The sequence below is a fragment of the uncultured Microbacterium sp. genome (assembly GCF_947632095.1).
Taxonomy (GTDB): domain Bacteria; phylum Actinomycetota; class Actinomycetes; order Actinomycetales; family Microbacteriaceae; genus Microbacterium.
Genome location: NZ_CANROA010000014.1, coordinates 22193 through 49169 on the forward strand (window position 1 = coordinate 22193; position 26977 = coordinate 49169).

26 protein-coding genes and 1 tRNA gene are annotated in these 26977 nt (G+C 67.0%); 9 read left to right on the forward strand and 18 right to left on the reverse strand.

Features of this window, described 5'->3' with window-relative positions; all coding sequences use genetic code 11:
• The first annotated feature begins 49 nt into the window (after positions 1-49).
• The 7 genes from Q0Z66_RS05830 to pstB all read left to right on the forward strand — a co-directional run bounded on the left by Q0Z66_RS05830 (position 50) and on the right by pstB (position 8113).
• Positions 50-733 carry a response regulator transcription factor gene (locus tag Q0Z66_RS05830; RefSeq protein WP_298038850.1) on the forward strand — a complete coding sequence of 228 codons (684 nt, stop codon included), beginning with the start codon at positions 50-52 and terminating at the stop codon, positions 731-733.
• A gap of 53 nt (positions 734-786) precedes the next feature.
• The gene (locus Q0Z66_RS05835) at positions 787-2952 is read left to right on the forward strand and encodes an RNA degradosome polyphosphate kinase (protein ID WP_298038854.1); all 2166 of its coding nucleotides are present in this window, start codon (positions 787-789) and stop codon (positions 2950-2952) included.
• On the forward strand, positions 2949-3911 hold the full coding sequence (locus Q0Z66_RS05840; RefSeq protein WP_298038858.1) for an NUDIX hydrolase: 963 nt from the start codon (positions 2949-2951) through the stop codon (positions 3909-3911). The genes Q0Z66_RS05835 and Q0Z66_RS05840 overlap by 4 nt, the downstream gene beginning before the upstream one ends.
• A gap of 118 nt (positions 3912-4029) precedes the next feature.
• On the forward strand, positions 4030-5136 hold the full coding sequence (locus Q0Z66_RS05845) for a phosphate ABC transporter substrate-binding protein PstS (protein WP_298038860.1): 1107 nt from the start codon (positions 4030-4032) through the stop codon (positions 5134-5136).
• 116 nt (positions 5137-5252) lie between these two features.
• Positions 5253-6224 (forward strand): phosphate ABC transporter permease subunit PstC, encoded by a 972-nt coding sequence (pstC, locus tag Q0Z66_RS05850; protein WP_298038862.1) that lies wholly within the window; start codon positions 5253-5255, stop codon positions 6222-6224.
• Position 6225: 1 nt separating this feature from the next.
• On the forward strand, positions 6226-7305 hold the full coding sequence (gene pstA, locus Q0Z66_RS05855; protein ID WP_298038864.1) for a phosphate ABC transporter permease PstA: 1080 nt from the start codon (positions 6226-6228) through the stop codon (positions 7303-7305).
• A gap of 28 nt (positions 7306-7333) precedes the next feature.
• Positions 7334-8113 (forward strand): phosphate ABC transporter ATP-binding protein PstB, encoded by a 780-nt coding sequence (pstB, locus tag Q0Z66_RS05860; RefSeq protein ID WP_298038867.1) that lies wholly within the window; start codon positions 7334-7336, stop codon positions 8111-8113.
• Positions 8114-8122: 9 nt separating this feature from the next.
• Here pstB and Q0Z66_RS05865 read toward each other — a convergent pair whose 3' ends face one another.
• The 5 genes from Q0Z66_RS05865 to Q0Z66_RS05885 all read right to left on the reverse strand — a co-directional run bounded on the left by Q0Z66_RS05865 (position 8123) and on the right by Q0Z66_RS05885 (position 12944).
• A complete protein-coding gene (locus tag Q0Z66_RS05865; RefSeq protein WP_298038870.1) occupies positions 8123-9007 on the reverse strand; it encodes an aminodeoxychorismate lyase in 885 nt (294 codons plus the stop codon).
• A 184-nt stretch (positions 9008-9191) separates the two neighbouring features.
• The gene (locus Q0Z66_RS05870; protein WP_298038873.1) at positions 9192-9821 is read right to left on the reverse strand and encodes a DNA-directed RNA polymerase subunit beta; all 630 of its coding nucleotides are present in this window, start codon (positions 9819-9821) and stop codon (positions 9192-9194) included.
• A 20-nt stretch (positions 9822-9841) separates the two neighbouring features.
• The gene (locus Q0Z66_RS05875) at positions 9842-10597 is read right to left on the reverse strand and encodes an anti-sigma factor (protein WP_298038876.1); all 756 of its coding nucleotides are present in this window, start codon (positions 10595-10597) and stop codon (positions 9842-9844) included.
• A complete protein-coding gene (gene sigK / locus Q0Z66_RS05880) occupies positions 10594-11193 on the reverse strand; it encodes an ECF RNA polymerase sigma factor SigK (protein ID WP_298038879.1) in 600 nt (199 codons plus the stop codon). The genes Q0Z66_RS05875 and sigK overlap by 4 nt, the downstream gene beginning before the upstream one ends.
• Positions 11194-11237: 44 nt before the next feature.
• Positions 11238-12944 carry a cytochrome c biogenesis protein DipZ gene (locus Q0Z66_RS05885; protein ID WP_298038881.1) on the reverse strand — a complete coding sequence of 569 codons (1707 nt, stop codon included), beginning with the start codon at positions 12942-12944 and terminating at the stop codon, positions 11238-11240.
• A gap of 153 nt (positions 12945-13097) precedes the next feature.
• Here Q0Z66_RS05885 and Q0Z66_RS05890 point away from each other — a divergent pair, with 153 nt between their 5' ends.
• The gene (locus Q0Z66_RS05890) at positions 13098-13754 is read left to right on the forward strand and encodes a fasciclin domain-containing protein (protein WP_298038883.1); all 657 of its coding nucleotides are present in this window, start codon (positions 13098-13100) and stop codon (positions 13752-13754) included.
• A 79-nt stretch (positions 13755-13833) separates the two neighbouring features.
• Complete coding sequence (locus tag Q0Z66_RS05895) at positions 13834-14475, forward strand: TRIC cation channel family protein (RefSeq protein ID WP_298038884.1); 642 nt, start codon at positions 13834-13836, stop codon at positions 14473-14475.
• Between the two features lie 820 nt (positions 14476-15295).
• On the opposite strand, the gene Q0Z66_RS05900 is transcribed toward Q0Z66_RS05895, so the two are convergent.
• From Q0Z66_RS05900 to Q0Z66_RS05960, 13 genes are all read right to left on the reverse strand, one after another.
• Positions 15296-15943, reverse strand: coding sequence for a YigZ family protein (locus tag Q0Z66_RS05900; protein ID WP_298038887.1), 648 nt, complete (start codon positions 15941-15943; stop codon positions 15296-15298).
• Positions 15940-16473: a DUF1697 domain-containing protein gene (locus tag Q0Z66_RS05905; RefSeq protein WP_298038889.1), complete on the reverse strand. Its 534-nt coding sequence runs from the start codon at positions 16471-16473 to the stop codon at positions 15940-15942. The genes Q0Z66_RS05900 and Q0Z66_RS05905 overlap by 4 nt, the downstream gene beginning before the upstream one ends.
• Before the next feature lie 122 nt (positions 16474-16595).
• Positions 16596-16668 (reverse strand) — tRNA-Thr (locus Q0Z66_RS05910).
• Between the two features lie 58 nt (positions 16669-16726).
• A complete protein-coding gene (locus tag Q0Z66_RS05915; RefSeq protein WP_298038891.1) occupies positions 16727-18286 on the reverse strand; it encodes an alpha/beta hydrolase in 1560 nt (519 codons plus the stop codon).
• 2 nt (positions 18287-18288) lie between these two features.
• On the reverse strand, positions 18289-19443 hold the full coding sequence (locus Q0Z66_RS05920; RefSeq protein ID WP_298038894.1) for a DNA polymerase III subunit delta': 1155 nt from the start codon (positions 19441-19443) through the stop codon (positions 18289-18291).
• 45 nt (positions 19444-19488) lie between these two features.
• Positions 19489-20115 (reverse strand): dTMP kinase, encoded by a 627-nt coding sequence (gene tmk, locus Q0Z66_RS05925; protein WP_298038897.1) that lies wholly within the window; start codon positions 20113-20115, stop codon positions 19489-19491.
• The gene (topA, locus tag Q0Z66_RS05930; protein ID WP_298038899.1) at positions 20112-22937 is read right to left on the reverse strand and encodes a type I DNA topoisomerase; all 2826 of its coding nucleotides are present in this window, start codon (positions 22935-22937) and stop codon (positions 20112-20114) included. The genes tmk and topA overlap by 4 nt, the downstream gene beginning before the upstream one ends.
• Positions 22938-23107: 170 nt before the next feature.
• Positions 23108-23734: a YceI family protein gene (locus tag Q0Z66_RS05935; protein ID WP_298038902.1), complete on the reverse strand. Its 627-nt coding sequence runs from the start codon at positions 23732-23734 to the stop codon at positions 23108-23110.
• A 94-nt stretch (positions 23735-23828) separates the two neighbouring features.
• Positions 23829-24155, reverse strand: a complete 327-nt coding sequence (locus tag Q0Z66_RS05940; RefSeq protein WP_298038905.1) for a helicase — start codon at positions 24153-24155, stop codon at positions 23829-23831.
• Positions 24155-24499, reverse strand: coding sequence for a TadE family type IV pilus minor pilin (locus Q0Z66_RS05945; RefSeq protein ID WP_298038907.1), 345 nt, complete (start codon positions 24497-24499; stop codon positions 24155-24157). The genes Q0Z66_RS05940 and Q0Z66_RS05945 overlap by 1 nt, the downstream gene beginning before the upstream one ends.
• Position 24500: 1 nt before the next feature.
• Entirely contained in the window at positions 24501-24698 is a 198-nt protein-coding gene (locus Q0Z66_RS05950) for a DUF4244 domain-containing protein (protein ID WP_298038910.1), read from the reverse strand.
• Between the two features lie 26 nt (positions 24699-24724).
• Positions 24725-25615 carry a type II secretion system F family protein gene (locus tag Q0Z66_RS05955; RefSeq protein WP_298038911.1) on the reverse strand — a complete coding sequence of 297 codons (891 nt, stop codon included), beginning with the start codon at positions 25613-25615 and terminating at the stop codon, positions 24725-24727.
• Entirely contained in the window at positions 25609-26493 is an 885-nt protein-coding gene (locus Q0Z66_RS05960) for a TadA family conjugal transfer-associated ATPase (RefSeq protein ID WP_298038915.1), read from the reverse strand. Before Q0Z66_RS05960 ends, Q0Z66_RS05955 begins: the two co-directional genes overlap by 7 nt.
• Positions 26494-26977: the final 484 nt, after the last annotated feature.

Below are 26977 nucleotides of genomic sequence, written 5' to 3' on the forward strand. Positions count from 1 at the left end.
ACCCGAACGCCGCTCAGGGCGCCGGATCCGTCGCCGGGAAGGAGTGCGCATGGCACTGATCCTGGTTCTGACACCCGCGCCCGCGAAACGGGTGCTTCCCGCGCTCGAGCTGCTCAGCCATCACGTGCGCCAGATCCCCGCAGAACCGGCTCAGCTCGTCAGCGCGCCCGAGAGCGACATCGTCATCGTCGACGGATGCACAGATCTCGCCGCAGCGAAGTCCTTGTGCAAGCTGCTGCGCACGACAGGGCAGGACGCGCCTCTGATCCTCGCGGTCACGGAGGGCGGTATGAGCGCGGTCTCCGGGGACTGGGGCATCGACGATGTGCTGCTCGCCGATGCGGGCCCCGCCGAGACCGATGCGCGCATCCGCCTCGCCCTGGCACGCAGCGCCGAGAGCTCCGCTCCGGCCCGGGTGCAGGCATCCGGCGTCACGATCGACGAGCAGTCCTATTCGGCGAAGCTTCACGGCAAACCTCTCGACCTCACCTACAAGGAGTTCCAGCTCCTGCACTTCCTCGCCACCCACCCTTCTCGGGTGTTCACCCGGGAACAGCTGCTCAGCGAGGTATGGGGCTACGACTACTTCGGCGGCACCCGCACGGTCGACGTCCACGTGCGCCGTCTGCGCGCCAAACTCGGCGATCAGGAGCAGATCATCGGCACGGTCCGCAACGTCGGCTACCGTTTCAACGTCTACGACGACGAGCAGACGCCCGCGCCGGTGCGCTGAACCGTCGCATCTCATTCACCCGCTCGTCGCGCTCCGGTGACAAGATGTAGTGCATGATCGATCCCGCTTTCCCTGACGCCGGACTCGGCGACGCCGAGGATGATGACTTCGATGCCGTCGAGAAGCCGGATTCGATGCTGCCGGATCACCGCTACCACGACCGCGAGGTGAGCTGGCTGGCGTTCAACCAGCGGGTTCTCGAGCTCGCCGAGGACCCCTCGCTCCCCGAGCTGGAGAGGGCGAACTTCCTGGCGATCTTCGCCAGCAACCTCGACGAGTTCTTCATGGTGCGCGTCGCGGGCCTCAAGCGCCGCATCCTCACCGGCCTCGCAGTGCCGACCAACGTCGGCCGCTCCCCCTCGGACGTGCTCGCCGATATCTCCCGCGAGGCGCACGCTCTGCAGCTGCGCCATGCCGCCGCGTGGACCGATCTCGTCCGCCCGGCACTCGCGGATGCCGGGATCGAGATCTCCGAATGGGATGCGCTCAGCGACAGCGAGCGCAGCGCCCTGACCGAGTACTTCCAGCTGCACGTCTTCCCCGTGCTCATGCCGCTGGCGGTCGACCCCGCGCACCCCTTCCCCTACATCTCCGGGCTGTCGCTGAACCTCGCCATCCGCATCCGCAACGCCCGCACCGGGCGCCAGGAGTTCGCGCGACTCAAGGTGCCCGCGATGCTGCCGCGCCTCGTCGAGGTTCCCGGCACCAGCGAGATCAAGCGCTTCCTCCCGCTGGAAGATCTGCTCTCCAACCATCTCGACGACCTGTTCCCCGGCATGGAGGTGCTCGACCACCACGCGTTCCGCCTCACCCGCAACGAAGATGTGGAGATCGAGGAGGATGAAAGCGAGAACCTCATCCAGGCCCTCGAAGCCGAGCTCCTCCGGCGCCGTTTCGGTCCGCCGATCCGCCTCGAGATCACCGACGACATGGATGATGTCACGCTCGATCTGCTGATCACCGAGCTCGACATCACGGATCAGGAGGTCTACCGCCTCCCCGGACCGCTCGATCTTCGCGCCCTGTTCTCCCTGTCGAAGGTCGATCGCCCCGATCTGCGCTATCCCCCGCACCTGCCCACGACGGCCCTGCCGTTCCAGCCGGCGGGATCAAGCACCCGCGCAGACATCTTCGCCGCGATCCGCAAGAGCGACGTGCTCGTGCACCACCCGTACGAGTCGTTCGCGACGAGCGTGCAGGCCTTCCTCGAACAGGCAGCGCGCGACCCGCACGTCCTCGCCATCAAGCAGACCCTGTACCGCACCTCCGGAGACAGCCCCGTCGTGCAGGCGCTGATCGACGCCGCTGAGGCCGGCAAGCAGGTCCTCGCGCTCGTCGAGGTCAAGGCCCGCTTCGACGAGGCGAACAACATCGTCTGGGCGCGCAAGCTCGAAAAGGCCGGAGTCCACGTCGTCTACGGGCTCGTCGGCCTCAAGACCCACTGCAAGCTCGCCCTCGTCATCCGCGAGGAGGAGGGCATGCTGCGCCACTATTCCCACGTCGGGACAGGAAACTACAACCCCAAGACCAGCCGGGTCTACGAGGACTTCGGCCTGTTCACCGCCGATGCGCAGGTCGGCAAGGACCTCACCCGTCTGTTCAACGAGCTCAGCGGCTATGCGATCGAGAAGAAGTTCAAGCGTCTCCTCGTCGCACCGCTGCACCTGCGCAAGGGCCTGCTGCGCCTCATCAACGCCGAGCGCAAGATCGCCGAGGCCGGCAAGCCCGCGCGCATCCGCATCAAGGTCAACTCGATGGTCGATGAGGAGATCATCGACGCGCTGTACCGGGCCAGCCAGGCCGGGGTGAAGGTCGATGTGTGGGTGCGCGGCATCTGCAGCCTGCGCGTGGACCTGCCCGGTGTGAGCGACAACATCACCGTGCGCAGCATCCTGGGGCGCTACCTCGAGCACTCGCGCATCTTCGCCTTCGGCGGCGACGGCGACCCGCAGGCCTACATCGGCAGTGCCGACATGATGCACCGCAACCTCGATCGACGGGTTGAGGCTCTGGTACGCGTCACCGACCCCGCGCACATCGCCGAACTGCTGGCGTTCTTCGACCTCGCCATGGACGACCGCACCGATTCGTGGCATCTCGGCGAGGGCGGCGTCTGGACGCGCCACTCGGAGGACTCCGAAGGAAACCCGCTCATCGACCTGCAGGACAAGACCATGAATCAGATCCGGCGCCGGCGCCGATCCCGCTCGGTGCGATGACGGCCACGACCCTGAAGATGAACGACGACAAGGCCGTCTACGCCGCCGGCGCCGTGGTGTGGCGCCTGGTCGAGGGAAAACTGCGGATCCTGCTGATCCACCGGACGAAGTACCGCGATGTGACCCTCCCGAAAGGCAAGGTCGACCCGGGCGAGATGCTCGCGCAGACCGCGGTGCGCGAGGTGCTCGAAGAAACCGGCATCCGGGTGAACCTCGGAGTTCCCGTCGGTGTGAGCCGCTACTTCATGCGCCCGAAGCGACAGAAGGTCGTTCACTATTGGGCCGCCGAAGCCACGGAGAAGGCCATCCGGGCGTCGAGCTTCGTTCCCAACAGCGAGATCGCCGCATTGGAGTGGGTCGGGCTGAAGAAGGCCCGAAAGCTCTTGAGCTATCCGGTCGACCTCGAGATCCTCGACGAGTTCGAGCGGCTCGTCGACGACGGTGTGCTGCACACGTTCCCCCTGATCGCGCTGCGCCATGCGAAGGCTGTGTCCCGCTCGGAGTGGGATCGGTCGGATGCGTCGCGTCCGCTCATCGAACGCGGACAGAAGCAGGCGCGCGCCATCGTGGCGCCCCTGCGTGCATTCGGCGTTCGTCGGATCATCACCAGCGACGCCGAACGCTGCCAGCAGACGATCGCTCCGCTCGCGAAAGCGCTAAAGCGGGAACCCGTGCTGACGGAGAACATCAGCCAGGACGCCTGGGAGGACGGCGTCGCCGACATCCGCAGCGTCATCGGCAAGCGCGTACGATCCCGCAAGCCCGCCGTTCTGTGCAGTCACGGACCGGTGCTCCCCGGCATCCTCTCCGAGATCGCCCTGGCGACCGGCACGATGCACGGCTCCTACCTCGGCAGCGCCTCAGCCCTGGATCTGGCCGCATTCTCGGTCGTCCACCTGTCATCGACCAACCCGGGCTCCGGCATCATCTCCATCGAAACGCACGTTCCCAAGATCTGACGGTTCGCTCCCCGTTCACCTTCCGTTTACCTGCACGGGAGAGTCTCGTTAACCGTCGCGCTTAGCGTCACTGTGTGCCCTGCACCGGGCCCAACCATCCACGATCGAAGGATCCACAGTGAAGATCTCCCGAATCGCACGTATCGGCGCCATCGGCGCCGTCGCCGCTCTCGCGCTCGCCGGCTGCGCCGCGAACGAAGGCGGCTCGACCGGTGGCTCGACCGACGAGGGCAACGGCTCGACGCTCTCCGGCACCATCGACGCGACCGGCGCCTCCTCGCAGGCCGCCGCCCAGGAGGCCTGGGTCGCCGCATTCCAGACCGCCCACACGGGTGTCACCGTCAACTACGAACCCACCGGATCCGGCACCGGCCGCGAGAACTTCCTCGAGGGCGGCAGCGACTTCATCGGCTCCGACCGCGCGTTCAACGACGACGAGATCGCCGCCGGCGGCTTCGGCGCCTGCACCACCGACGACATCGTCGAGATCCCCGCCTACATCTCCCCCGTAGCCCTCGCGTTCAACATCGACGGAGTCGACACGCTCAACCTCGACGCGAACACCATCGCGAGCATCTTCGCCGGCACGATCGCCAATTGGAACGACAGCGCCATCGCGGAGCAGAACCCCGACGCGACGCTCCCCGATCTGGCGATCTCGCCCGTGCACCGCTCCGACCCCTCGGGCACGCAGGAGACGTTCACCACCTACCTCGCCTCCGCCGCACCCGAGGTCTGGACCTATGAGGTCTCCGACGAGTGGCCCATCTCCGGCGGCGAAGCCGCCCAGGGCACCTCCGGGGTCGTCCAGGCCATCACCGCCGGCAACGGTGCGATCGGCTTCGCGGACGCCTCGCAGGTCGGCGACCTCGGCCAGGTCCACGTCGAGGTCGACGGCGAGTACGTCGCCTACTCCGCCGATGCGGCATCCAAGCTGGTGGAGAACTCCCCGCTCGCAGAAGGCCGCGGCGCCGGCGACCTCGTGTTCGACGTCGACCCCGCAGCAGCGACCGGCGGCGCCTACCCGATCGCACTCGTCAGCTACCTGATCGCCTGCGAGCAGTACGACGATGCGAACACCGGAGAGCTCGTCAAGGAGTACTTCAGCTACGTCGTCAGCGCCGAGGGACAGGCCGCAGCCGAGGAGAACGCCGGCAACGCCCCGATCTCCGATGGTCTGCGCGAGCAGGTCATCGCCGCGGTCGACCTGATCCAGGCAGGTTGATGACCGTCCTCTGACGTGAATGCCCCCGCGTCCACCGTGACGCGGGGGCATTCACGAGCACGGCCGCTACACCCGATCCGATCCATCCGCACTCTTCCGCCCGAGACAGGGAGACCATGAGCACGACCGAGCAGGCGCCGCCCGCGCTGACAGATCCACCCGCGCCGATCCAGGCCAAGAAGCGCCTCGGCGACCGCGTGTTCTCCGGCACCGCTCTGGGGGCCGGGATCGTCATCCTCATCGTGCTCGCCGCCGTTGCGACGTTCCTGATCATCCAGAGCCTGCCGGCATTCCAGATCGACACGAGCGACAACCACATCCTGCGGGGCGAGTCGTTCCTCAGCTATGTGTGGCCGCTCGTATTCGGAACGCTGTGGGCCTCGTTCATGGCGATCCTCATCGCAGCGCCGATCTCGATCGGCATCGCGCTGTTCATCTCGCACTACGCGCCGCGCCGCCTCGCCTCGCTGCTGGGCTACATCATCGACCTGCTCGCCGCGGTGCCCTCCGTCGTCTTCGGCCTGTGGGGCGGGCTCGTCCTGGCGCCGATGCTGCAGCCCGTCTACGCGTGGCTCAACAAGAACGCCGATTGGATCCCCTTCTTCCAGGGGCAGGTCTCCTCCACCGGGAAGACGATCATGACCGCGGCGCTCGTCCTCGCCGTCATGTGCATCCCGATCATGACCGCCATCTGCCGTGAGGTCTTCCTGCAGACCCCGACGCTGCACGAGGAAGCCGCCCTCGCCCTCGGCGCGACACGCTGGGAGATGATCCGCATGGCCGTGCTCCCCTTCGCCCGCGGCGGAATGGTCTCCGCCGCCATGCTCGCCCTCGGCCGCGCTCTCGGCGAGACGATGGCCGTGACGATGGTGCTCTCGCCCTCGGCCGTGGTCAGTTTCCTCGTCCTCACCGCCACGAACCCCACGCCGATCCCCGCGAACATCGCGCTCGCCTTCCCCGAAGCGCACGGCACCGGCGTCAACACGCTGATCGCCACCGGCCTCATCCTGTTCATCGTGACCTTCGCGGTCAACGCCCTCGCACGCTGGATCGTCGCCCGCCGTGCCGAGTTCTCCGGAGCGAACTGACATGACCGTCATCACCGTCCCCGCCTCCGCATCCCTCACCTCCGGCCGCCTGCCGAAGTGGGCCCCGTGGGCCCTGCTGCTGGCATCCTTCGTCATCTCCTTCGCCGTCTTCGGCGTCGCGAGCATCGGCGAAGACCTCGCCGATTTCAACATCGTCGGCGCCTCGATCGTCGGCATCCTCATCTACATGGTGCTCGTCACCGTCACCTCGGCGATCGCCGAGAGCCGTCGCAAGGCCGTCGACCGGCTGATGACGGCGCTCGTCGCCACCGCCTTCCTCATCGCCCTGCTGCCGCTGGTCTCGCTGCTGTGGACCGTGGTCACGAACGGCCTGCACCGCTTCGACGCCGAGTTCTTCTCCTTCTCCATGCGCAACGTCGTCGGCGAGGGCGGCGGCATCGTGCACGCCATCTGGGGCACCGTGCTCATCACCCTCACCGCCGCCGTCATCTCGGTGCCGGTCGGGCTCATGACCTCGATCTACCTCGTCGAGTACGGCCGCGGCAAGCTCGCCCGCGGCATCACGTTCTTCGTCGATGTGATGACCGGCATCCCCTCGATCGTGGCGGGCCTGTTCATCTACGCCGTCTTCTCGCTGCTCTTCCGCCCCGGCATCTCCATGGGCATCATGGGCGCCCTCTCCCTCGCCGTGCTCATGACCCCGGTGGTCGTCCGCGGTAGCGAAGAGCTTCTGAAGATCGTTCCGAACGAGCTGCGCGAAGCATCCTATGCACTCGGCGTGCCGAAGTGGCTGACGATCCTCAAGGTCGTCCTGCCCACGTCGATCGCCGGCATCATGACCTCCGTCATGCTCTCGATCTCCCGCGTCATCGGCGAGACCGCACCCCTGCTGCTCACCGCCGGATTCACCATGAGCATGAACACCAACATCTTCAACGGGCAGATGATGACGCTGCCGGTGTTCGCCTACAACCAGTACATGAACCAGGGCACGAACCCCGGGGCCGCGCTCGACCGCGCCTGGGCGTCCGCCCTCACCCTGATCCTGATCGTCATGGTGCTGAACCTCGCCGCGCGTCTGATCGCCAAGTGGTTCGCCCCGAAGACCTCCGGCCGCTGAGCCGTTCCGACCCGAAAAGAGACCGCACATGTCCAAGAGCATCGAAGTCAACGACCTCAACGTCTACTACGGCGACTTCCTCGCCGTCGAAGGCGTCTCCCTCGACATCCAGCCGCGCAGCGTCACCGCGTTCATCGGTCCGTCCGGCTGCGGAAAGTCCACTTTCCTGCGCACCCTGAACCGTATGCACGAGGTCATCCCCGGTGCCCGCGTGCAGGGCGAAGTCCTCCTCGATGGCAAGGACCTCTACGGCCCCGGCGTCGACCCGGTGCTCGTCCGCCGCCAGGTGGGAATGGTCTTCCAGCGCCCGAACCCCTTCCCGACCATGTCGATCAAGGAGAACGTGCTCGCCGGGGTCAAGCTCAACAACCGCCGCATGGCCAAGAGCGACCAGGACGCGCTCGTCGAGAAGGCGCTCACCGGAGCGAACCTGTGGAACGAGGTCAAGGACCGCCTCGACCGCCCCGGCTCCGGCCTCTCGGGCGGTCAGCAGCAGCGTCTGTGCATCGCCCGTGCGATCGCCGTCTCCCCCGAGGTGATCCTCATGGACGAGCCCTGCTCGGCCCTGGACCCCATCTCGACCTATGCGATCGAAGAGCTGATCGGCGAGCTGAAGAACGAGTACACGGTCGTCATCGTCACCCACAACATGCAGCAGGCCTCGCGCGTCTCGGATCGCACCGCGTTCTTCAACATCGCGGGCACCGGCAAGCCGGGCAAGCTCATCGAGTACGACGACACCTCCACGATCTTCACGACCCCCAGCGTGCAGGCGACCGAGGACTACGTCTCCGGCCGCTTCGGCTGAGCCCGGCGGTCAGTCGCGCGGCGAGAGCAGATATCCGTTGAGCTCGGCCGTGAGAGCGGCATCGACCGGGAGCGGATGGCCGTCGATGGCGGTCACCGCGACAGCGAGGCGGACGCTGGAGACGAGCCAGGCGGCATCGGCTTCGCCGAGCGCGGATGCCGGGATCCTCTCATAGCCGGTTTCGACGCCCCGCTCGGTCAGGAATTCGAAAGCACTGAGCTGCGTCGTCCCATGCAGGATGCCGCCGCTCGGCGCCGGCGTCACGAAGCGGTCCCCGTACCGCAGGATCAATGACGCCGTCGGCGCCTCCAGGACGAATCCGTCGCTGGAGAGGAAGATCGCGTCATCGGCGGCGCGGCGGCGCGCTTCACGCAGTGCCGCCATGTTGACGGCGTACGACAGCGTCTTCGCACCGAGCAGGAGCCAGGGCGCACGTTCGGCGACATCGAGCGAATACCCTCGGTCGAGAGTGACGACACGCACGCCGGCGGCGCGCACGGCAGAGAAGTCCGAGGCCGGCCCCGTGGTGACCCAGGCGGTCGGGGTCGGACCGTGCTCCACACCTCGGCTGAGGATGAGCTTGATCGTGGCTTCCCCCGGCGGGCACTGGGCGGCGGCCATGGCGATCGCCTGCCGCCACTGCTCACGATTCGGCAGGGGAAGGTCGCACAGCCGCGCCGAGTTCGCCAGCCGCTCCAGGTGCGGGACGACCTCCTGCGGGTGCGCATCGATCACGCCGATCGTCTCGAACACCCCATCGCCGCGCTGCGTGCTCAACTCACCCACGCTGAGGGCCGGAGCTTCCGGATCGATGACCGAGAACGTCTCGGAGAAATCATCGCGCGGATCAGCGGCGTCGACGGGCGCGATGATGAGGGCGAAGCGCTGTGCCATGCGCCCGACTCTACGGGGAAGCCGGGCGGTGGGAATAGCGCGTGCCGCAGCACGTTACAATTGAGTGGCCGGGCCGCATAACCCCGGGCTCCAAATTCTGCCGCTGCGAGCGGCCTTCCGCCGAGAGGCGTTTATTGCGGCCCGGTCTTTCCCTCTCCGGGCGCGGATGCTGCGGAGGCCTCGCTCAGGCGAGATCGCCGACGCGCCAGAGGCCCGCGGCCGCCGCGAGATCGCCGGAATAGCTGTGCAGCCGTCGCGCCCGTGCAGTCAGCTCACTCGCACGCTCGGGCTCCGTCATCTCGTAGTCGTCGGCGATGTGCGTGGCGCCCGACACCTGCACGCGGCAGAATGCCGCGGCGCGTTCGAGCGCGACCGCGAAGTCCCCCTGGAAGACGCCGCGCAGGATCGTGTCGATCAGGGCGACGATCTCCTCGGGAGACGCGGGCATCGGCGCTCCGGCGATGACGGCATCGGCCGAGGCGAGCTCGTTGCGCCCGCGCTCGTAAAGCAGCGCTGAGGTGGCGGGGTCGTTGTGGATCGACAGCTGCAGCAGATACAGCCGCCACAACGCACCCGGAAGCGAGATGCCCGGGGCGCTCGCCCAGAGCTCGGCGATGTCGTCGATCCCGTGCTCGGCGGTGAAGGCGATCAGTCGCCGGGTGCTCTCCCCGCTCTCGTCGGCGCGAGCACGGGCGAGCAGAGCGGATGCTGTGGCATGAGCGACCCGTGCCGTCTCCGCCGAGTCGCGCGCGCCGACGAGCTTGTCGAAGGACGCCGAGGGGCGGCGGACGGGGCGATGGAACTGCTCGGGCATCCGTCCAGGCTACTCGCCGATCAGGCGGTCGGGATGACGATCACCGGATCGGTCGTGGGCTGTCCGTCGGGAGACCCGCCGTCCTGTTCGACCGTCACGGCAATGACGTCGCCTGCGTGCATCTCGCCTTCCAGCAGCGCGGTCGCGCTCCCGGCGTCGGGATCGAACACGCCCGCGGCGATCGGCTGCTCGCCGCGCACGAACCAGAGCTCGTAGGTCAGGCCTTCGTCGAGGTCGTCGAGGCCGTCGGTGACGAGCACCGCATTGCCCACCGTCGTGGACCAGTGCGCGGTCGCCCGGGCGCCGGATTCGAGCTCGACCGTGACCTGCTGCGCATCGGATGCCGCTTCGATCTCCTGCAGCGCGACGACGGATGCCGGGGCGGTGAGCTGTGGGAGGAGCACCGCGCTGCCGATCCCGATACCGGCGATGAGAACCACGGCTGCGGCGAGCGCGAAGAGCGCACGGTTGCGGCGCTTCGGTCGGCCGGTGGAAGAAGCGGTCTTCGAGACGGGTGCGGCGGGAGCGCCCTCCGGTTCCGCCTCCCCCTGAGCCGTCGACGCGATTTCGGCAAGAAGCGCTGCGCGCAAAGCCGGCGGCGGTGTCTCTGCGGCGGCGCTCGAGGCAAGAGCTGCAGCAGTCTCGCGGTCGTGCTCGAGCATCGCCGACCACTCGGGGTGCGCACGGAGGGCGTCCGTGAAGCGCTGATGATCAGCATCCGACAGCGCGTTCAGCGCGCGGCCGGCGGCCAACTCGGAGAATTCCTTCTCGTTCATGCGTTCACCCCCATTTCGTTGCGAAGTCTCGAGAGTCCGTCTCTCATGCGTGTCTTGATGGTTCCCAGCGGAGCGCCCGTGAGGACGGCGATCTCGCTCTGACTGTAACCGCCGTAGTAGGCGAGCACGATCGCTTCGCGCTGGGCCTCGGGCAGGGCCCCCAATGCCGCGACGACCCGTTCGCCCTCGAGGCTGAGCTCCACCTGCTCGGCGACGCTGTCATGGGCGACGCCGACATCGCGGATGCCGATGCGGATGTCGCGGTCGGTGCTCGACTGAGATGCCCGCACACGGTCCACGGCCCGCCGGTGTGCGATGGTGAGGACCCAGGTGCGTCCCTGTCCTCTGTTCGGAGCGAAGCGCCCGGCGGATTGCCAGATCTCGAGGAAGACCTCCTGCAGCACTTCTTCGCTCTGGGAGCGGTTGACGAGCACGCGCAGGATGAGCCCGAAGACACGGGCGGAGAGCAGATCGTAGAGTTCGGCGAAGGCCGTCTGATCGCCGGTGGCGACACGGATGAGGAGGTCGGCGACGGGGTCTCCCGCTGTGCCGTCCTCCGGCATCTCCACGCCGTCGATCACCATCTCCACAAGCATGCCGCATCATCTCCCTCGGGCGCGCGCACGCGCCGGTTCGTGGATCATCCGAACGTGAACGAGTAGGCCTGGATGCCGGCGGGCACCTCGACGGTGATCGTTCCGTCGCCGAGGGAGTCCTGGGAGAGGAGTTCATAGGACCGCGGTGCTCCGTCGACGGCGATCCTCCGTGTCTCGCCGTCGTCGCCCGTGACGACGATCTCGCCGCTTCCCGCCAGCACCATCCGCACCTCCGCGGCACGGTAGTTCAGCTGGATTCGGCCGGATGCCGCGGTCGGTTCCGCGTACTGGGTGGCGATCTCCCATCGCCCCTCCAGCGCGAAGGCATCAATGGCGAGCTCATCGGGGAAGCCGAAGTCGCCCGTGCCGGCACGGTATCCGTCGTCGCCGCCGTAGTTGACGTCCTTCGACGAGCCGAGGAAGGTCTCGCGGGTCAGCGTTCCCCTCTCGGGTGTCTCATCGACGACATCGGTGGAGGAAGGAAGGTCGACCGTCGCGTCGGCATCCTGCAGGAGCTCCCGGATCATCTTCTCGGTCGCTGCGTAATTGCCCTCTCCGAAGGAGATGTGGCGCACGACTCCTTCGGCGTCGATCAGGTAGTGGGCGGGCCAGTAGCGGTTGCGGTAATTGGTCCAGGTCGAGAGCTGATTGTCGAGCGCGACGGGGTATTCGATGCCAAAGTCCCGGATGCCGGATGCGACGTTTCCGGCGTCCTTCTCGAAGGCGTACTCGGGCGAGTGGATGCCGATGACCTGGAGCCCCGCGTCGCGATAGGCCTCATCCCAGGCGACGACGTGCGGGATGGAGCGCTGACAGTTGATGCACGAGTACGCCCAGAAGTCGATGAGCACCACCTGTCCGCGCAGCTCGTCGAGATCGATGCCCGCGCCATCGGATGTATTCAGCCACTGCTCGATCCCCCGGATGCTCGGGGCCGTGCCGCAGGCTTCGAGCTCCTCGGCACCATTCGTGCAATTCGACAGTTCACGGTTCTCATCCGTGACGAGGCCACCGAGATCCAGCGCATCCGCCTGCTTGTCGGCGAGATCTTCCTGAATACCCGCGGTGTAGTCCGGGAGAAGCCTTTGCAGCATCTGCGGAACGTTGAAGACGAGCCCCACGGCGAGCAGGATCATCGCGATGCCCGCCGTGATGCGCAGACCCCGCTCACGACTGCGGAAGGCACGGATGCGCTCGACGAGACCGCGTCCGGCGAGCGCGAAGACGAGCAAGGGGATCGCGACGCCGATCGCGAACGACACCGTCAGAAGGACGGTGCCGACGCCGATCTGACCTGTCGCCCCCGCCACGATGATCGCGGCCAGTACGGGGCCGGCGCAGGGCACGAATACGGCTCCGAGGGCGAGGCCGACGCCGAAGCCCGTCCCGCGGTTCTGCACCTCTCTCCGCGGCAACCACTGGAACGGCTTCTCCAGCAACTGCTCGAACCGCGGGATGAGAAGGCCGACGCCGATCACGATCAGCACGATGATCCCCGCCCAGCGGAGGATGTCCTGCGGCAGATTGAGCAGGCCCAGCACGATCGATCCGAGCAGCGTCACCAGCGTGAAGCTGAACACCAGGCCCGCGATCACCAGATAGGGGCGGCTGCGCCGGGCTGGCAATGCCTCGCCGTCGAAGCGCGCGGACTGCGCGCCTCCCGTGAGGAAGATGACCGGGAGCACCGGCAGGATGCACGGCGAGATTCCCGTGATGAGACCGCCGAGCAGTCCGATGATGATGAGGTCCATGTCCTCGCCTTCCGTCACACGGTCATTCGCTCCCGGAGGTCGAATCGGATTGCCGAGAAGTTTTTTCGTCGAGTTCCCATCCGATCGATCGGGGGTTCCGAAGAATCATCGACGCCGCGGGAATTCCGCGGCTGCAAGCATCCGGAGGTAGACATGTTCAGCACCAAGAAGAAGATCACCGCAGCTCTGTCGCTCGGCTTCGCGAGCGTTCTCGTGCTGTCGGGTTGTTCCATGAGCGGCGACACCGCCGAGGAGCCGATGGACTCCACGATGCCGGAGGCCTCGGAAGAGGCCACCGACATGATGGACCCGGCGGCGAACCTCGTCGGCCCCGGCTGTGAGGCGTACGCCGAGACCGTCCCGGAGGGCGACGGATCGATCATGGGGATGTCCCAGGACCCGGTCGCCGTCGCGGCATCCAACAACCCGCTGCTCACCACGCTCGTCGCGGCCGTCAGCGGCCAGCTCAACCCCGACGTCAACCTCGTCGACACGCTCAACGGTGACGAGTTCACCGTCTTCGCCCCCGTCGATGACGCCTTCGGGAAGATCGACGCAGCCACGATCGAGTCGCTGAAGACCGACACCGAGACGCTGTCGTCGATCCTCACCTACCACGTCGTTCCCGGCCAGATCGAGCCCGCCGACATCGCCGGCACGCACACCACCGTGCAGGGTGCAGATGTCGAGGTCACCGGTTCGGGCGAGGAGTGGATGGTCAACGACTCGATGGTCATCTGCGGCGGCGTCCAGACCGCCAACGCCACCGTTTACCTCATCGACACGGTCCTGATGCCGCCGGCAGAGTAAACACGCAGGCTCCCATACGGGACGCCACGGCTTCGGCCGGCGGCGTCCCGTTCTGCGTTGCCATGACTAGGCTGTGCGCATGACCTGGGCGCTGGCACTCGACCTGCTGGGAACGTTCTTCTTCGCCATCTCCGGCAGCCTGCTGGCGGCCCACCGCGGCTATGACATCGTCGGATCGCTGCTGCTCGGCAGCCTCACGGGGCTCGGCGGCGGAGTCATCCGCGACCTCATCATCGGCACACCGCCCGTCGCGTTCGACAAGCCGATCCACCTCATCGCCCCCGTCGCCGCGGCCATCCTCGTCTTCTTCTTCGCGCACCGCAGCGAACGCTACTCCCGGCCGCTGCTGATCTTCGACGCCGGCGGGCTGGCGCTGTTCTGCACCACCGGCACGATCAAAGCCCTCGAGAGCGGAATGAACCCCGTCGCCGCTGTGCTGCTCGGGGTCACCACCGGTGTGGGCGGCGGCCTGCTGCGGGATGTCGTCGCCAACCGCGACCCGCAGCTGTTCACCTCCGACGACCTCTACGCCGTCCCCGCGTTCCTCGGGGCGATCATCGTCGCAACCATCTGGCTCACCCCGCTCGCCAACGTGTTCTCAGCGCTCATCGGGGCCGTCGTCGTCTTCGTGTTCCGCGTGCTGTCGCTGCGCTTCCGCTGGCACATCCCCCACGCCCACGGCCGGGCGGGCGCGAGCGGGCATGATCTCCGGCTAGACTGAACGTGCGGGCCTCTAGCTCAGTTGGCAGAGCATCGGACTTCAACAAAATAGGAGCGCCCCGGGGGAAACCTCGGGGATGACACCACTCAAAGTCGGGGAACCCTTCCTGGTAAACCAGATGGCAATCCCGAGCCAAGCCGGACGCGAGTCCGGAAGGTGTAGAGACTGGACGGGTGGCACCTAAAGCGAAAGCTACGGTGAAGGGACAGTCCAGACCACGAACGTCTCCGGACGGCGGTGAAAACCGAAGTGGTATGTTAATCCGCGGGTCATGGGTTCGAGCCCCATGGGGCCCACCGCATAAGACGTCAGTGCTTGGCGTTACGGTGCTCGCATGAAGATGTGCGGCACCTGTTCTCAGAAAAAATCCTTCTCCGAATTCAATCGGCAAACCTCGCGCCCTGATGGCTTGCAAGAGGTTTGCCGTAGTTGCAACAGGGCCTCTTCCCGTGCCTATCATCAGCAGAATCGTGAGCACCATCTGCGCGTAATTCGCGCTCGAACGTCAGCGCAGCGCCGGCGGAACCTGGACTACGTCTTTACGCATCTCCAATCACATTCCTGCGTCGACTGCAGTAACGCAGACATACGCGTGCTCGATTTCGATCACCGCCCCGGACAGACGAAACGTGCCGCAGTCATGACACTTGTCCACGACGGATACAGTCTGCAGGCTGTATCCGCAGAGATAGAAAAATGCGATGTGCGATGCCGCAACTGTCACGCGATCATCACCTATGAGCGAGCAGGCTCGACCTGGCGACTCACCGCTGTTTCTTCATCTGCTGCAGCTGCGCGCATCGAGCTATAGCAGTTTCCGTCACCGCGGAACGTCGAGCAGACGCTCTTCCCCGGTCGGGACGGCTTCGACGGCGCCGGCGGATGCCGCGGCGATATCCGTGCGTAGAAGCGGCACCGATTCCGGTGACGCCCACACCGCGAACGATGCGCGTGCCGCGTAGTCGGGCTCTCCGAGCACGGCGTCGTTGTTGCGAACCCAGTCGCGCAGCAGGTTGTCGAAACGGCCCGCATCCGCATGATCGACCGAGACGATGACCTCGGCGAGAACACGGCGATCCACGAGGCGCGCCAGATCCAGCGTCTCGGAGACCGCCGAGGAGTAGGCGCGAACGAGCCCGCCCGCGCCGAGCTTGATGCCTCCGAAGTAGCGCGTGACGACCGCCACGACATCCGTCAGCTCGCGGCGCCGCAGCACCTCCAGCATCGGCACCCCGGCCGTTCCCGAGGGTTCGCCGTCATCCGAGGAGCGCGCCCGGTCGCCGAGCGCCCCCGTCACCTGCGCAGAGCAGTTGTGCCGGGCATCCCAGTACTGCTTCTTGATCGCCGCGATCACCGCATCCGCGTCCTCCGGCGAGGACACCGGCGCGACGTGGGTGATGAAACGGGACTTCTTGATGACGAGCTCATGATCAACGGCTGCGGCGATCGTCGCCGGATGCACCCTCATGCCGTCAGCTCGATCAGCGTGCGCACGGTGCGCAGATTGCGAGCCGTCCCCGGTGTGCGCAGAGCACCATCGAGCACGGCCTTCGTGAGCTTGGTGCGCCCGACTCCACCATCGCCGTAGTCGATCCACAGATCCCGCCCGATCAACGCGATCCTCTCCCCCGCGAGCAGCCGACCCTCGAGCGCACCCGAAGCCCCCTCGGCGGCGACGGACTCGAGGAACATCGCGTGCACGGACTTCTCCCCGCCGTCGCGGAACGGCGATGTCGACTCAGAAGCGACGAGCTCCTCATGCGTACGCGCGATGACCGGAGTGTCGACATCGAACTCCCGTTCGATGACTTCGCGCACGCGTGCACAGGCCGCCGTGGCATCCGCCGGCGAATCACAGATGATGTTCCCGCTGGCGATGTACGTCGAGACACCCGTCAAGCCGCTTTCGACCCCCAGAACCGCGCGGAGCTTCGCCATCGGCACGAGGTTGCGTCCGGAGACGTTCACGGCGCGCAGCAGCAGGACGCTCCGGCTCATGACGATTCCTCGATGGATTCGTCATGCAGATCGACGAGGAGAAGAGCGCTGGTCATGCTTCGAGCGTACGCCGTGCGCGGGAACGACGAAGGGGATCCGGTTTCCCGGATCCCCTTCTCATGAGCCGCTTGTCAGAATCGAACTGACGACCTTTTCATTACGAGTGAAATGCTCTGCCGACTGAGCTAAAGCGGCGTGCGACGCGTTAGCGGCACGATCAATAATATTACCCTGTCGACGCCGTAATGCGAAATCAGTCGCACATGAGGTCACCATCGGGACTGATGCCGTCGATGAGATACCTCTCCACGGCCTCGTCGACGCAGACGTTCCCCTTGTTGTAACCGGTGTGCCCCTCTCCCACGCGGGTGATGAGGATGCCGCCCTCCAGCTGCTCGGCGAGCGCCACCGACCACTCGTAGGGAGTCGCCGGGTCATTGGTCGTGCCGATGACGAGAATCTCGCCGGCTCCGGCCGCATGGATCTCATCGCGGGTTCCCGTCGGCGGAGTCGACCAGACCGCGCAGGTGTCGGGGCCGCTCCAATACGGAGCGATCGTCGGCGCGCCCTCTTCGATCCTCTTCATCGCCGCATCTTCGGCCGCGGTGTCATCCTCCAACGGATAGTCCACGCAGTTGTAGGCGAGGAACGCCTCCGTCGAGTTGTCGAGGTACACGCCGTCCTCACGCCCGTTATAGGCATCGGCGAGGTAGAAGGCGATGTACGGGTCGCCCTGCAGCACGCCCTCGAGCCCCTGCGTGAGGATCGTCCAGTTGTCCTGCGAGTACAGCGTCACGATGATCGCCGTCATGAGCGAGTCCGCGCCGAGCATCCGGCCGTCGCCGTTCTTCAAGGGGCTGCGCTCCACACTCGCCAGCAGCGCGCCGAGATCGGCCATGGCCTCATCGACCGTGCCATTGAACGGGCACGCGCCGGAATCGAGGCAGTCCTCCATATACGCGCGCAGCGCCGACTCGAAGCCGAGAGCCTGCGTCGTGCCGACCTCGAGACCGGGAACGGAAGGATCGATCGCGCCATCGAGCACGAGGCGCCCGGCCTTCTCGGGGTACAGGTTCGCGTAGGTGGCGCCGAGGAATGTGCCGTAGGAGAACCCGAGGTAGTTCAGCTCATCATCGCCCAGGACCGCACGCAGCAGATCCATATCGCGGGCGGAGTTCACCGTTGTGATGAACGGCAGAATGCCGTCGCTGTTCGCCTCGCAGGCCTCAGCGAACGCCTGATTGCGCTCCGTGAGCTCGGCCTCCCACTCGTCGCTGCCCCGCGGAGCCTCCGGGATGTCGTAGAGGTGCACATCCATCTCGGCGGCAACGAAGCAGCGCACGGCCGTCGACGACCCCACACCGCGCGGATCGAAGCCGATCACGTCGTAGTTGTCGATCAGATCCTGCCCGACGGCGTAGCCGAGGCTGTCGAGGATGAAATCTCGTCCGCTGCCGCCCGGGCCACCGGGGTTGGTCAGCAGTGACCCGATGGGAGACCCCGTCGCCTGGTGCCTGACGACGGCCAGTTCGATCTCGCCGTCGGCGGGGTTCTCCCAATCCAGTGGCGCCGTCACCATCGTGCAGTCGAAGCCGACCCCGCCGCCATCACAGCTCGTCCACTCGAGCGTCTGGGAGTAGAACGGCAAGAGATCAGCCGCGACCCCCGCGGTGTCGGGCGCCTTCGTCGTGGAGGGCGCGGGCTGCGCCTGCTCGGGGATCGCCGCGTAAAGGCAACCGCTGAGGGTGACCGTGGCCACCGCCAGACCGGCGATCATGGGGATGAGGCGTCGTCCGCGGGACGTCTTTCGCATGGTCACGGTTTCCTCCCGCTCGCGACGGTCACGAGCAAACTCTCGAGCGCGAGCGTCGGAGCGACGTTGCGCTCCAGGGACTCGCGGGTATCGGCCAGATGATCGAGCACGATCAGCGTTCGATCGACGGGCCAGGCTGCGGCCAACGCCGCAAGGTCGGTGTTCAGCTCACGGTTGATCAGATCGTCTCCGCGGCCGTACTGCAGCATCATGACGTCGCGGAACAGCGACTGCAGATCGGTGAGCACACGGTCGATCCCGTCCCGAAGGCTGCGCGTCGCGCGCTTCTTCTGGTCGTCTTCCAACGCTGAGATCTGTGAGCGGACGGCCGGGGGCACGGCCTGTCCCTCGGCGATGCCCACCGTGCGCAGCAGTGACGCGCGTTCGGCGGCATCTCGCTCGGCGGTCAGGGCCTTCGCGTCATCGGTCGCCGCCTGGATGATCTCCCCCGCCGTCTCCACCGCGGTGCCGACGCCGCGGACATCGAGCACTGCGCGCAGGGTCGTCGCCCGGCGGCGGCGCGCCGCCTCATCCGTCGCCAAGCGCTGCGCCATACCGATGTGCCGCTGAGCGTGGCGCGCCGCCTGCTCGGCGATCCCCGGTTCGGCGCCCGTGCGCTGCACGATGAGCCGTGCGACATCGTCGACGTCGGGCTCGCGCAGGCGCAGCGGCCGCACGCGGGAGCGGATCGTCGGGAGGAGATCTGCTTCGCTCGGCGCGCACAGCACCCACACCGTGCGCTCCGGCGGCTCCTCCAGCGCCTTGAGCAGCACGTTCGACGTGCGCTCGACCATGCGATCGGCGTCTTCGACGACGATCACGCGGTACCGGCCCGCCGAAGGGGCGAAATACGATCGCTCGACCAGCGCACGGGCCTCTTTGATCGTGATGATGACCTTATCGGTGCGCAGAGCCGTGACATCGGGGTGCGTACCTGCGAGGACCTGGCGCATGGTGTGCTCGTCATCGGGCCCGGAGGCGATGAGAGCCGCCGCGAAGGCATGCGCGAGCGTCGAACGCCCCGATCCGGGCGGCCCGGTGATCAACCATGCGTGCGACAGCGCCGCAGGATCAGCGGCCGCATCGCGCAGCGTCTCGACCGCGGCATCCTGCCCCCAGACATCCGTCCACGGGAAGGGGGCGAGCGTGACGGTCATGTACTCAGCCTAACCGGCGCCGCCGACAGCGCCCGTGCCCACTCGTCAGATCAGGTCGGCGACCCGGGACCGGATCGCCGCGGAGATATCCTCGACGGATGCCGCGGCATCCAGAACCAGGAACCGCTCCGGCTCCGCATCCGCCAGCTTCCGGAAGGCATCCCGGACCCGCACGTGGAAGTCGAGCTTCTCCGCCTCGAGCCGGTCGAAGGGCTTGTCGGCCGCGTCCAGGCGCAACCGCGCCGCCGCGGGATCCAAGTCCAGCAGCACCGTCAGATCCGGCAGAGCCCCCTCGGCCGCCCACAGCGACAGGGCGCGGACCTCGTCCGCGTCCAGCACCCGTCCAGCGCCCTGATAGGCCACGGAGGAATCGAGGTAGCGATCCTGCAGCACGACCTCCCCGCGCTCCAGCGCCGGCATCACGACCGTCGCGACGTGGTGCGCACGGTCCGCGGCGTACAGCAACGCCTCGGCGCGCGGCGCGATGTCCCCCCGGTGATGCAGGACGATGTCGCGGATCAGCTGACCGACCTCGCTGCCGCCCGGCTCGCGCGTGCGCACGACCGTTCGGCCCGTCTCGCCGAGCCATGCTTCCAGCAGCTGAGCCTGCGTCGTCTTCCCCGAGCCATCGCCGCCCTCGAGCGTGATCCAGAGTCCCGGGCGCTCGGTCACGAAGCGGCTGCCTTCTTCGCCGCAGCATTGGCCGCACGCGTCGCCGCAGCCTTCTTCGCCGCAGCCGACCGCGCTGCAGCCTTCTCCTCGTCGGTCTTGGGCGCCGCCTTCTTCGCGGGAGCCTTCTTCGCCGCGGGCTTCTTCGCCGCCGTCTTCTTGGCAGGAGCCTTCTTCGCGCCGCGCTTGGGGGCGGGCCCCTTGGCTCGCTTATCGGCGAGCATTTGAACGGCGATCTCGAACGTGATGTCCTCGGGCTTCTGGCCGCGCGGAATCGTGACGTTCGTCTCACCGTCGGTGACATACGCACCGAAGCGGCCATCGCGAATGCGGATCGGCTTGCCGCTGACCGGATCGGCCTCGAACTCCGCGAGCGCGCTGGAGGCCCGACGCGAACCGGCACCGTACTTCGGCTGCTTGTAGATCTCCAGCGCCTGTTCGAGGGTGACGTCGAAGATCTGCTGCTCGCTCTCCAGCGAACGCGAATCCGTGCCCTTCTTCAGGTACGGACCGTACCGGCCGTTCTGCGCCGTGATCTCGTCATTCGTCTCCGGATCCGTGCCGACGACGCGCGGCAGGCTCAGCAGCTGCAGCGCCGTTTCGAGGTCGACAGTCTCGACGGACATCGAACGGAACAGCGATCCGGTGCGCGGCTTGGGCGCGTCCTTCTTCGCCGTCTTCTTCTTCGGCTTCTCGATGACCTCACCGGTCGCCGCGTCGACGTCGACCGGCTCCTCCGGCAGGTTCTCCTGCACATAGGGTCCGTAACGGCCGTCCTTCACGACGATCTCCCGGCCGTTCTCCGGGTTCGTGCCGAGGACACGATCACCGGCGACCGGCGCGTCGATCAGTTCGAGGGCCTTCTCCGGCGTGAGCTCATCGGGCGCGAGCTCTTCCGGGACGTTGACGATGCGGCCGCGCTCATCGGGCTTGGCCGGGTCGATGACCTCGAGGTAGGGACCGTACTTGCCGAACCGGAGCGTTGCGTTGTCGGTGATCTTCGTCGAGTTCAGCGCGCGCGCATCGATCTCGCCGAGGTTGTCGACGATCTGACGCAGACCGGTGTGCTCATCGGAGCCGAAGTAGAACGACGTCAACCATTCGACGCGCTTCTGCTCCCCCGTGGCGATCGCATCGAGGTCGTCCTCGAGCGCCGCGGTGAAGTCGTAGTCGATCAGGTCGGTGAAGTGCTCCTCGAGCAGACGCACGACGCTGAACGCCATCCACGTCGGCACGAGCGCCTGACCGCGCTTGGTCGCATAGCCGCGATCGATCACGGTGCCGATGATGCTGGCGAACGTCGAGGGACGGCCGATCCCCCGCTCCTCCAGAGCCTTCACGAGCGAGGCCTCGGTGAAGCGCGGCTTCGGGCTGGTCTTATGGCCCTTCGGCTCAGCATCCGACATCGTGAGCTCATCGCCGACGGCGACAGCCGGCAGCGACTGGTTGGAGTCGGCATCGGCATCGGCGCGCTTCTCATCGCGCCCCTCTTCATAGGCTTCGAGGAAGCCCTTGAAGGTGTAGACGGTTCCGGATGCTGTGAACTCGGCGTTCTGCCCTGCGGCATCCACCGACAGCGTCACGGTCGTCGTCTCGTATTTGGCATCGGACATCTGGCTCGCGACCGTGCGCTTCCAGATGAGGTCGTACAGGCGCAGCTCTTCACGATCGAGCTCGCCCGACACCGATGCGGGCTTGCGGAAGTTGTCGCCCGAGGGACGGATCGCCTCGTGCGCCTCCTGCGCGTTCTTGCTCTTGGATTTGTATACCCGGGGCTTCAGCGGAACCGCGTTGTCGCCGTAGAGCGCCACGGCCTGACTGCGCGCGGCCTGAACGGCCTGGGTGCTCAGCGCGACCGAGTCGGTACGCATATACGTGATGAAACCCTTTTCGTACAGACGCTGAGCGACGCTCATGGCCTGCTTGGCACTCATCGACAGCTTGCGCCCGGCTTCCTGCTGCATCGTCGACGTTGTGAAGGGCGCGTAGGGACTGCGTGTTCCCGGCTTGGCCTCGACCTTGGTGACGGTGCCGGCGCCGACGGCGTCGACGGCATGCGCAAGAGCTGTGGCCTTCCCCTCGTCGAGGACGACGACGGCCTTCTTGAGCTTTCCGGTGTCATCGAAGTCGGTCCCTCGAGCGAGCTGTCCGCCGTCGACGCGGACGAGACGCACGCCGAAGGCACTGCCTGCCGCTGCGGACGCGGTGACGTCCCAGTAGTCGGCTGAGACGAACGCCATGCGCTCGCGCTCGCGCTCCACGATCATGCGGGTGGCTGCGGACTGCACACGCCCGGCCGAAAGCCCCGTCTTGACCTTGTACCAGAGCACCGGCGAGACGTCCCAGCCGTAGAGGCGGTCGAGGATGCGTCGTGTCTCCTGCGCGTCGACGAGCGCGAGATCGAGCTCACGCGTATTGCCGATCGCCGCTTGGATGGCGTCCTTCGTGATCTCGTGGAAGACCATCCGCTTGACCGGGACCTTCGGCTTCAGCGTCTCGAGCAGATGCCAGGCGATCGCCTCGCCCTCGCGGTCACCATCAGTGGCGAGCAGGACTTCGTCGGCGGTCTTCAGCGCACGCTTGAGCTCGGCCACCGTCTTCGTCTTGCGATCGGAGACGACGTAGTACGGGTCGAAGCCGTTGTCGATGTCGATCGAGTACTTCCCGTACGCGGCTTTGTCAGCCGCGGGGATGTCCTTCTTGTCTGCGAGGTCACGGATATGACCGACAGAGCTGAGCACCTCGTAGCCATCGCCGAGGTACCCCTGAATCGACCGCATCTTCGTCGGCGACTCGACGATGACGAGCTTCTTGCCTTCAGTCAAGGGTGCGTCCTTTCTTCGAAGCACACCATACACACCACGGTGGTGGTGAGCTCACAGCGGAGCTGTGCGTGCAGTCTCGGGTATATGCCGTCAGAATCCCTCGGGTGGCCCCTGAAGGGCGCGGGAGACGGCTACAAGACCAGCGTACGCCGAATGAACCCGAGAGGCGGTCAGTCGCTCTCGGGAGCGGATTCGTCAGCCTCGGCGGCGGGTTCGTCGCTCTCCGCGACGTCGCTCGCGACGGCCGAGGCGTCGCTCTTGATCGCAGAGATCTCGAACTCGAGCGTGATCCGATCGGAGATCAGCACACCGCCGGTGTCGAGCGGCATGTTCCACTCGAGGCCGTAGTCGCGGCGCTCCAGACGACGCGTTCCCTCGAAGCCGGCACGGAGAATCCCGAAGGAGTCTTCCTGCACACCGGTGACGGCCAGAGGGATCATGATCTGACGGGTGACGTCGCGGATGGTGAGGTCGCCGATCACGGCGATCGCGTTCTCGTCGACCTCTTCGATGCTCGTGCTGACGAACGTGATCGACGGCCACTTCTCTGCGTTGAAGAAGTCTGCGCTGCACAGGTGCTCGTCACGCTTGGTGTTACGCGTGTCGATGCTGGCGACGCTCAGGCTGACGACCGCGGAGGAAGCGGTGGGGTCATCGACGTCGACCTTCAGCTTTCCCTTGATCTCGTTGAACGAGCCGCGCACCGATGTGATCATCGCGTGGCGCGCAGAGAAACCGATCCGCGTGTGGTCCGGGTCGATTTCCCAATGCCCGTTTACTTTTTCCCGATCAACCATCAGAACTCCCCGTATGAAAACGACACGGCGATACTGGCATCGCACGTGTCCGCAACCGTGTAAGTCTACCAAGTCCGTCGGGCGCTTCCCTCCGTCACCCGGGAGCAGGCGCCGCCCGAGCCCGGGAGCCGGCAGCGAGGACCCCGAAAGCGACACGCACCTCGACCGTTGCGGTGACCCCCACGAGCACGCAGGAGGTGAGCCGGGCGGCGGATGCCGCTGCCACCCGCGCGGCAAGCGCACACGGTTCCTCCGCAGTGATGACGGCTCCGGAGGCGGCATCCGCCGCGGCCAGCGCCGCCGCATCCGCCGCCCCCGCTGCGCGCTGAGCGGTCACAGCCGCCCCGCCGAAGCCGGCGAGGCCCATCGTCAGCGTCGCGGAGACCGCCAGCACGCCTGCGGCGAGCGCCGTCCCCGCCATCAGAGCCCGCCGGACAACGCGCAGCTCGACGCCGACAGCGGGATTCTGATCAGCGCGCCGATGCGAGCATCGACCTGCGCGCTCGCGCAGATGAGTTCGCCGCGGGTGTGGCCCGACATGTGCGCGGAGGGCACGGCCGCGGCGACGACGGCCTGGGCTGAGGCCGCGCTCTCCCCGCGCCCCAGCAGCCGGGCGGCATCCGCCACCGCATCCTGCAACGCCACCTGCTGGGCCGCCGCACCGAGCACGCTCGCCCCCAGGAGCAGAGTGATCACAACCGCCGGCAGCGCGAGCGCGAGCTCCGCGGCGACGGAACCGCGCTCATCCGCGCAGAGCCGACGCATATCAGGAGACGGTCAGTGCGCGACGCACGAGATCGGTGAGGATCCCGCGCACCTCATCGGACCGCATGATGACGACGAGGAGGCCCGCGAAGGCGACTGCCGCCATCGTGGTTATCGCATACTCTGCGGTCGCCGCGCCTGCCTCATCGGAGAAGAGCGTGATGGCCCGGCGCCGGGTCAGCGGTGGGAGCGTGTTCATGTGTTCCTTCTTTCTTCTGGCCGCCGTCAGACCGGCAGCGGGGTCGAGGTGAGCACGGAGATCATGAGTGGGGCGACGCCCAGCAGCAGGAACGCGGGCAGCGTGCACACGCCCAGCGGGATGAGCAGCTGGGATGAGAGCTTCGCGGCGCGAAGCCGGCCGGCGACGCGGGACTCGTGGCGCTCGAGTGCGGCCGCGGCGCGCAGCAGCTCTCCGGCCGGAACACCGGCTGCGCGCGAGAGCCGCAGTACGTCGTCGGTACGGTCGCCGCAGAGCCGATCAGCCGCTGCACTGTCGCCGATGAGCCGGAGCGTGCGCTCGATGGATGCACCGCCGGAGACTCCGACGGCGACGAGCTCGGCGTGCATTCCGGGGGTCCCGGGATCGGGCTGCGCTCGACGCAGCAGACGACGGGTCCACAGCCGCGCCGCGAGGACGAGGAGCAGACCCGCGACCAGGCAGGCTGTGCCGATGGGCTGTGTGACGAGCACACCGAGCGTGTCGAATCCGAGGGCGAATCCGAGCAGGAGCCCGGCCAACGGCATCCAGAGCAGCAGCCGTGCCGTACCGGCGGGCTCGGCGAGCGCGATGCGCACATCGTCGGCGGCGCTGGCTGTGTCGCGCATCGTCTCGGCGAGCGAGCGCAGCACCTCGGCGAGCGGCGCCCCGACCGTCGTGGCGATCTCCCAGGCAGCCGCGACATCGCACCACGCACCGCCCTCCTCCTCGATCGCCAGAGAAAGGGGTGCACCGGCATCGCACCGCGAGACCACGCGCTCGGCGTGCGGGTCTCCCGACTCAGCGAGGTGCCTCCAGGCCGCCGCAGGCGCCGCACCTGCTTGCAGCAGCACAGCGAGGGTGCGCACGGCCACCGCCGCGGCCTCGGCTGTGGCGGGCAGTTCGCGCTGATTCACCATGGCTGAACGTCCTCGATCGCCAGACGGTCATCGCGCAGGACGAGACGACCGGCCTGGGCGATGCGGCGCACGCCATCGGCCCCGCGAGCCAAGTGGACCACGATCGTGAAAGCGCTCACCGCCTGACGGGCGAGCGCCGTGGCATCCATACCCGCTAACGCCCCGAGCGCCTCCAGACGCGCGGGGACATCCACAAGACCGCTGGCATGCAGTGTGCCGGCGCCGCCGTCATGACCGGTGTTCAGCGCCGAGAGCAGCTCGCGCACCTCTTCACCGCGGCATTCCCCGACGACGAGCCGGTCAGGGCGCATTCTCAATGATTCGCGCACCAGACGGGCGAGGGTGATCGATCCTGCCCCTTCGAGATTCGCCTGACGCGCTTCGAGGGCGACGTGATGAGGATGCCCGGGGCGGAGCTCCGCGACATCCTCGATCGTGACGATGCGCTCCGTGGGAGGCACCGTTCGCAGGAGCGCCGCGAGAAGAGTCGTCTTGCCGGTGCCCGTCCCTCCGGTGAGCAGGATGTTCGCGCGCTCGGCGACGAGCGTCTCCAGCCAGATGCGCTGGCGGGCGTCGAAGGTGCCGAGCGCGGCGAGAGCTTCGAGATCATCGGCATCGACCCGCGGGATGCGCACGGAGATGGCGGTGCCGGCGGTGGACACCGGAGCGAGCACGGCATGGACCCGAACCCCGGAAGCGAGACGCACATCGACGCACGGCGACTGGTCATCGAGGTGCCGACCCCCGGCACCGATCAGCGCGACGGCCAAGTCGCGCACCTCCCTCTCGGATGCCGTCCATCCGTGGATGCGCTCGACGCCCTCTCCGCGATCGACGAAAAGCCCCTCGGAACCGTTGACGAAGACGTCGGTGACCATCGGATCGGCGCAGTGCTCGGCGATCGGCCCGAACGCCGGGTCGAGATCCGCGGTGCGCGCACCGCCGGGCGCGATGCGGATGCTCTCGCGGGGCTGGATGATGAAGGGCGTCGTCATGCCACGAAAGTAGGCGCCGCAGCATCCGCGGTCAGATCGGATCCGTGCGCCCTGTGAGCAACTCCATGCGCGAGCGAGACGTGCAGAAAGACTCGCGGCGGTCCTCGTCGAAGACGATGAAGGCGGCACCTCACGGGGGGAATGAGGTGCCGCCATAGGCACGCCCCGTCCGGGGGAGGATGAGCGTGCCCAGGCCGGAAAGAGAATTTCGGCTGTCGTCGAGTGTACGCAAGCCGCCCCGCCCTGCAAAACCCATCCGACTACCGACTTTCGGCAGTATTGACGAAAACGCCCGAAGGCTAGATTCGCCCTCACGGTCGTGTTCCCTGCGCGACCATGTCCCGCCGCAAAGGAGCGCGTGCCAATG

Excerpts from the sequence above, each read along its gene's own strand:
- Q0Z66_RS05830 (WP_298038850.1), top strand. The coding sequence starts at position 50 with ATGGCACTGATCCTGGTTCTGACACCCGCGCCCGCGAAACGGGTGCTT.
- Q0Z66_RS05835 (WP_298038854.1), top strand. The coding sequence starts at position 787 with ATGATCGATCCCGCTTTCCCTGACGCCGGACTCGGCGACGCCGAGGAT.
- Q0Z66_RS05840 (WP_298038858.1), top strand. The coding sequence starts at position 2,949 with ATGACGGCCACGACCCTGAAGATGAACGACGACAAGGCCGTCTACGCC.
- pstC (WP_298038862.1), top strand. The coding sequence starts at position 5,253 with ATGAGCACGACCGAGCAGGCGCCGCCCGCGCTGACAGATCCACCCGCG.
- pstA (WP_298038864.1), top strand. The coding sequence starts at position 6,226 with ATGACCGTCATCACCGTCCCCGCCTCCGCATCCCTCACCTCCGGCCGC.
- pstB (WP_298038867.1), top strand. The coding sequence starts at position 7,334 with ATGTCCAAGAGCATCGAAGTCAACGACCTCAACGTCTACTACGGCGAC.
- Q0Z66_RS05865 (WP_298038870.1), bottom strand. The coding sequence starts at position 9,007 with ATGGCACAGCGCTTCGCCCTCATCATCGCGCCCGTCGACGCCGCTGAT.
- Q0Z66_RS05870 (WP_298038873.1), bottom strand. The coding sequence starts at position 9,821 with ATGCCCGAGCAGTTCCATCGCCCCGTCCGCCGCCCCTCGGCGTCCTTC.
- Q0Z66_RS05875 (WP_298038876.1), bottom strand. The coding sequence starts at position 10,597 with ATGAACGAGAAGGAATTCTCCGAGTTGGCCGCCGGCCGCGCGCTGAAC.
- sigK (WP_298038879.1), bottom strand. The coding sequence starts at position 11,193 with ATGCTTGTGGAGATGGTGATCGACGGCGTGGAGATGCCGGAGGACGGC.
- Q0Z66_RS05885 (WP_298038881.1), bottom strand. The coding sequence starts at position 12,944 with ATGGACCTCATCATCATCGGACTGCTCGGCGGTCTCATCACGGGAATC.
- Q0Z66_RS05890 (WP_298038883.1), top strand. The coding sequence starts at position 13,098 with ATGTTCAGCACCAAGAAGAAGATCACCGCAGCTCTGTCGCTCGGCTTC.
- Q0Z66_RS05895 (WP_298038884.1), top strand. The coding sequence starts at position 13,834 with ATGACCTGGGCGCTGGCACTCGACCTGCTGGGAACGTTCTTCTTCGCC.
- Q0Z66_RS05900 (WP_298038887.1), bottom strand. The coding sequence starts at position 15,943 with ATGAGGGTGCATCCGGCGACGATCGCCGCAGCCGTTGATCATGAGCTC.
- Q0Z66_RS05905 (WP_298038889.1), bottom strand. The coding sequence starts at position 16,473 with ATGAGCCGGAGCGTCCTGCTGCTGCGCGCCGTGAACGTCTCCGGACGC.
- Q0Z66_RS05915 (WP_298038891.1), bottom strand. The coding sequence starts at position 18,286 with ATGCGAAAGACGTCCCGCGGACGACGCCTCATCCCCATGATCGCCGGT.
- Q0Z66_RS05920 (WP_298038894.1), bottom strand. The coding sequence starts at position 19,443 with ATGACCGTCACGCTCGCCCCCTTCCCGTGGACGGATGTCTGGGGGCAG.
- Q0Z66_RS05935 (WP_298038902.1), bottom strand. The coding sequence starts at position 23,734 with ATGGTTGATCGGGAAAAAGTAAACGGGCATTGGGAAATCGACCCGGAC.
- Q0Z66_RS05940 (WP_298038905.1), bottom strand. The coding sequence starts at position 24,155 with ATGGCGGGGACGGCGCTCGCCGCAGGCGTGCTGGCGGTCTCCGCGACG.
- Q0Z66_RS05945 (WP_298038907.1), bottom strand. The coding sequence starts at position 24,499 with ATGCGTCGGCTCTGCGCGGATGAGCGCGGTTCCGTCGCCGCGGAGCTC.
- Q0Z66_RS05950 (WP_298038910.1), bottom strand. The coding sequence starts at position 24,698 with ATGAACACGCTCCCACCGCTGACCCGGCGCCGGGCCATCACGCTCTTC.
- Q0Z66_RS05955 (WP_298038911.1), bottom strand. The coding sequence starts at position 25,615 with ATGGTGAATCAGCGCGAACTGCCCGCCACAGCCGAGGCCGCGGCGGTG.
- Q0Z66_RS05960 (WP_298038915.1), bottom strand. The coding sequence starts at position 26,493 with ATGGTCACCGACGTCTTCGTCAACGGTTCCGAGGGGCTTTTCGTCGAT.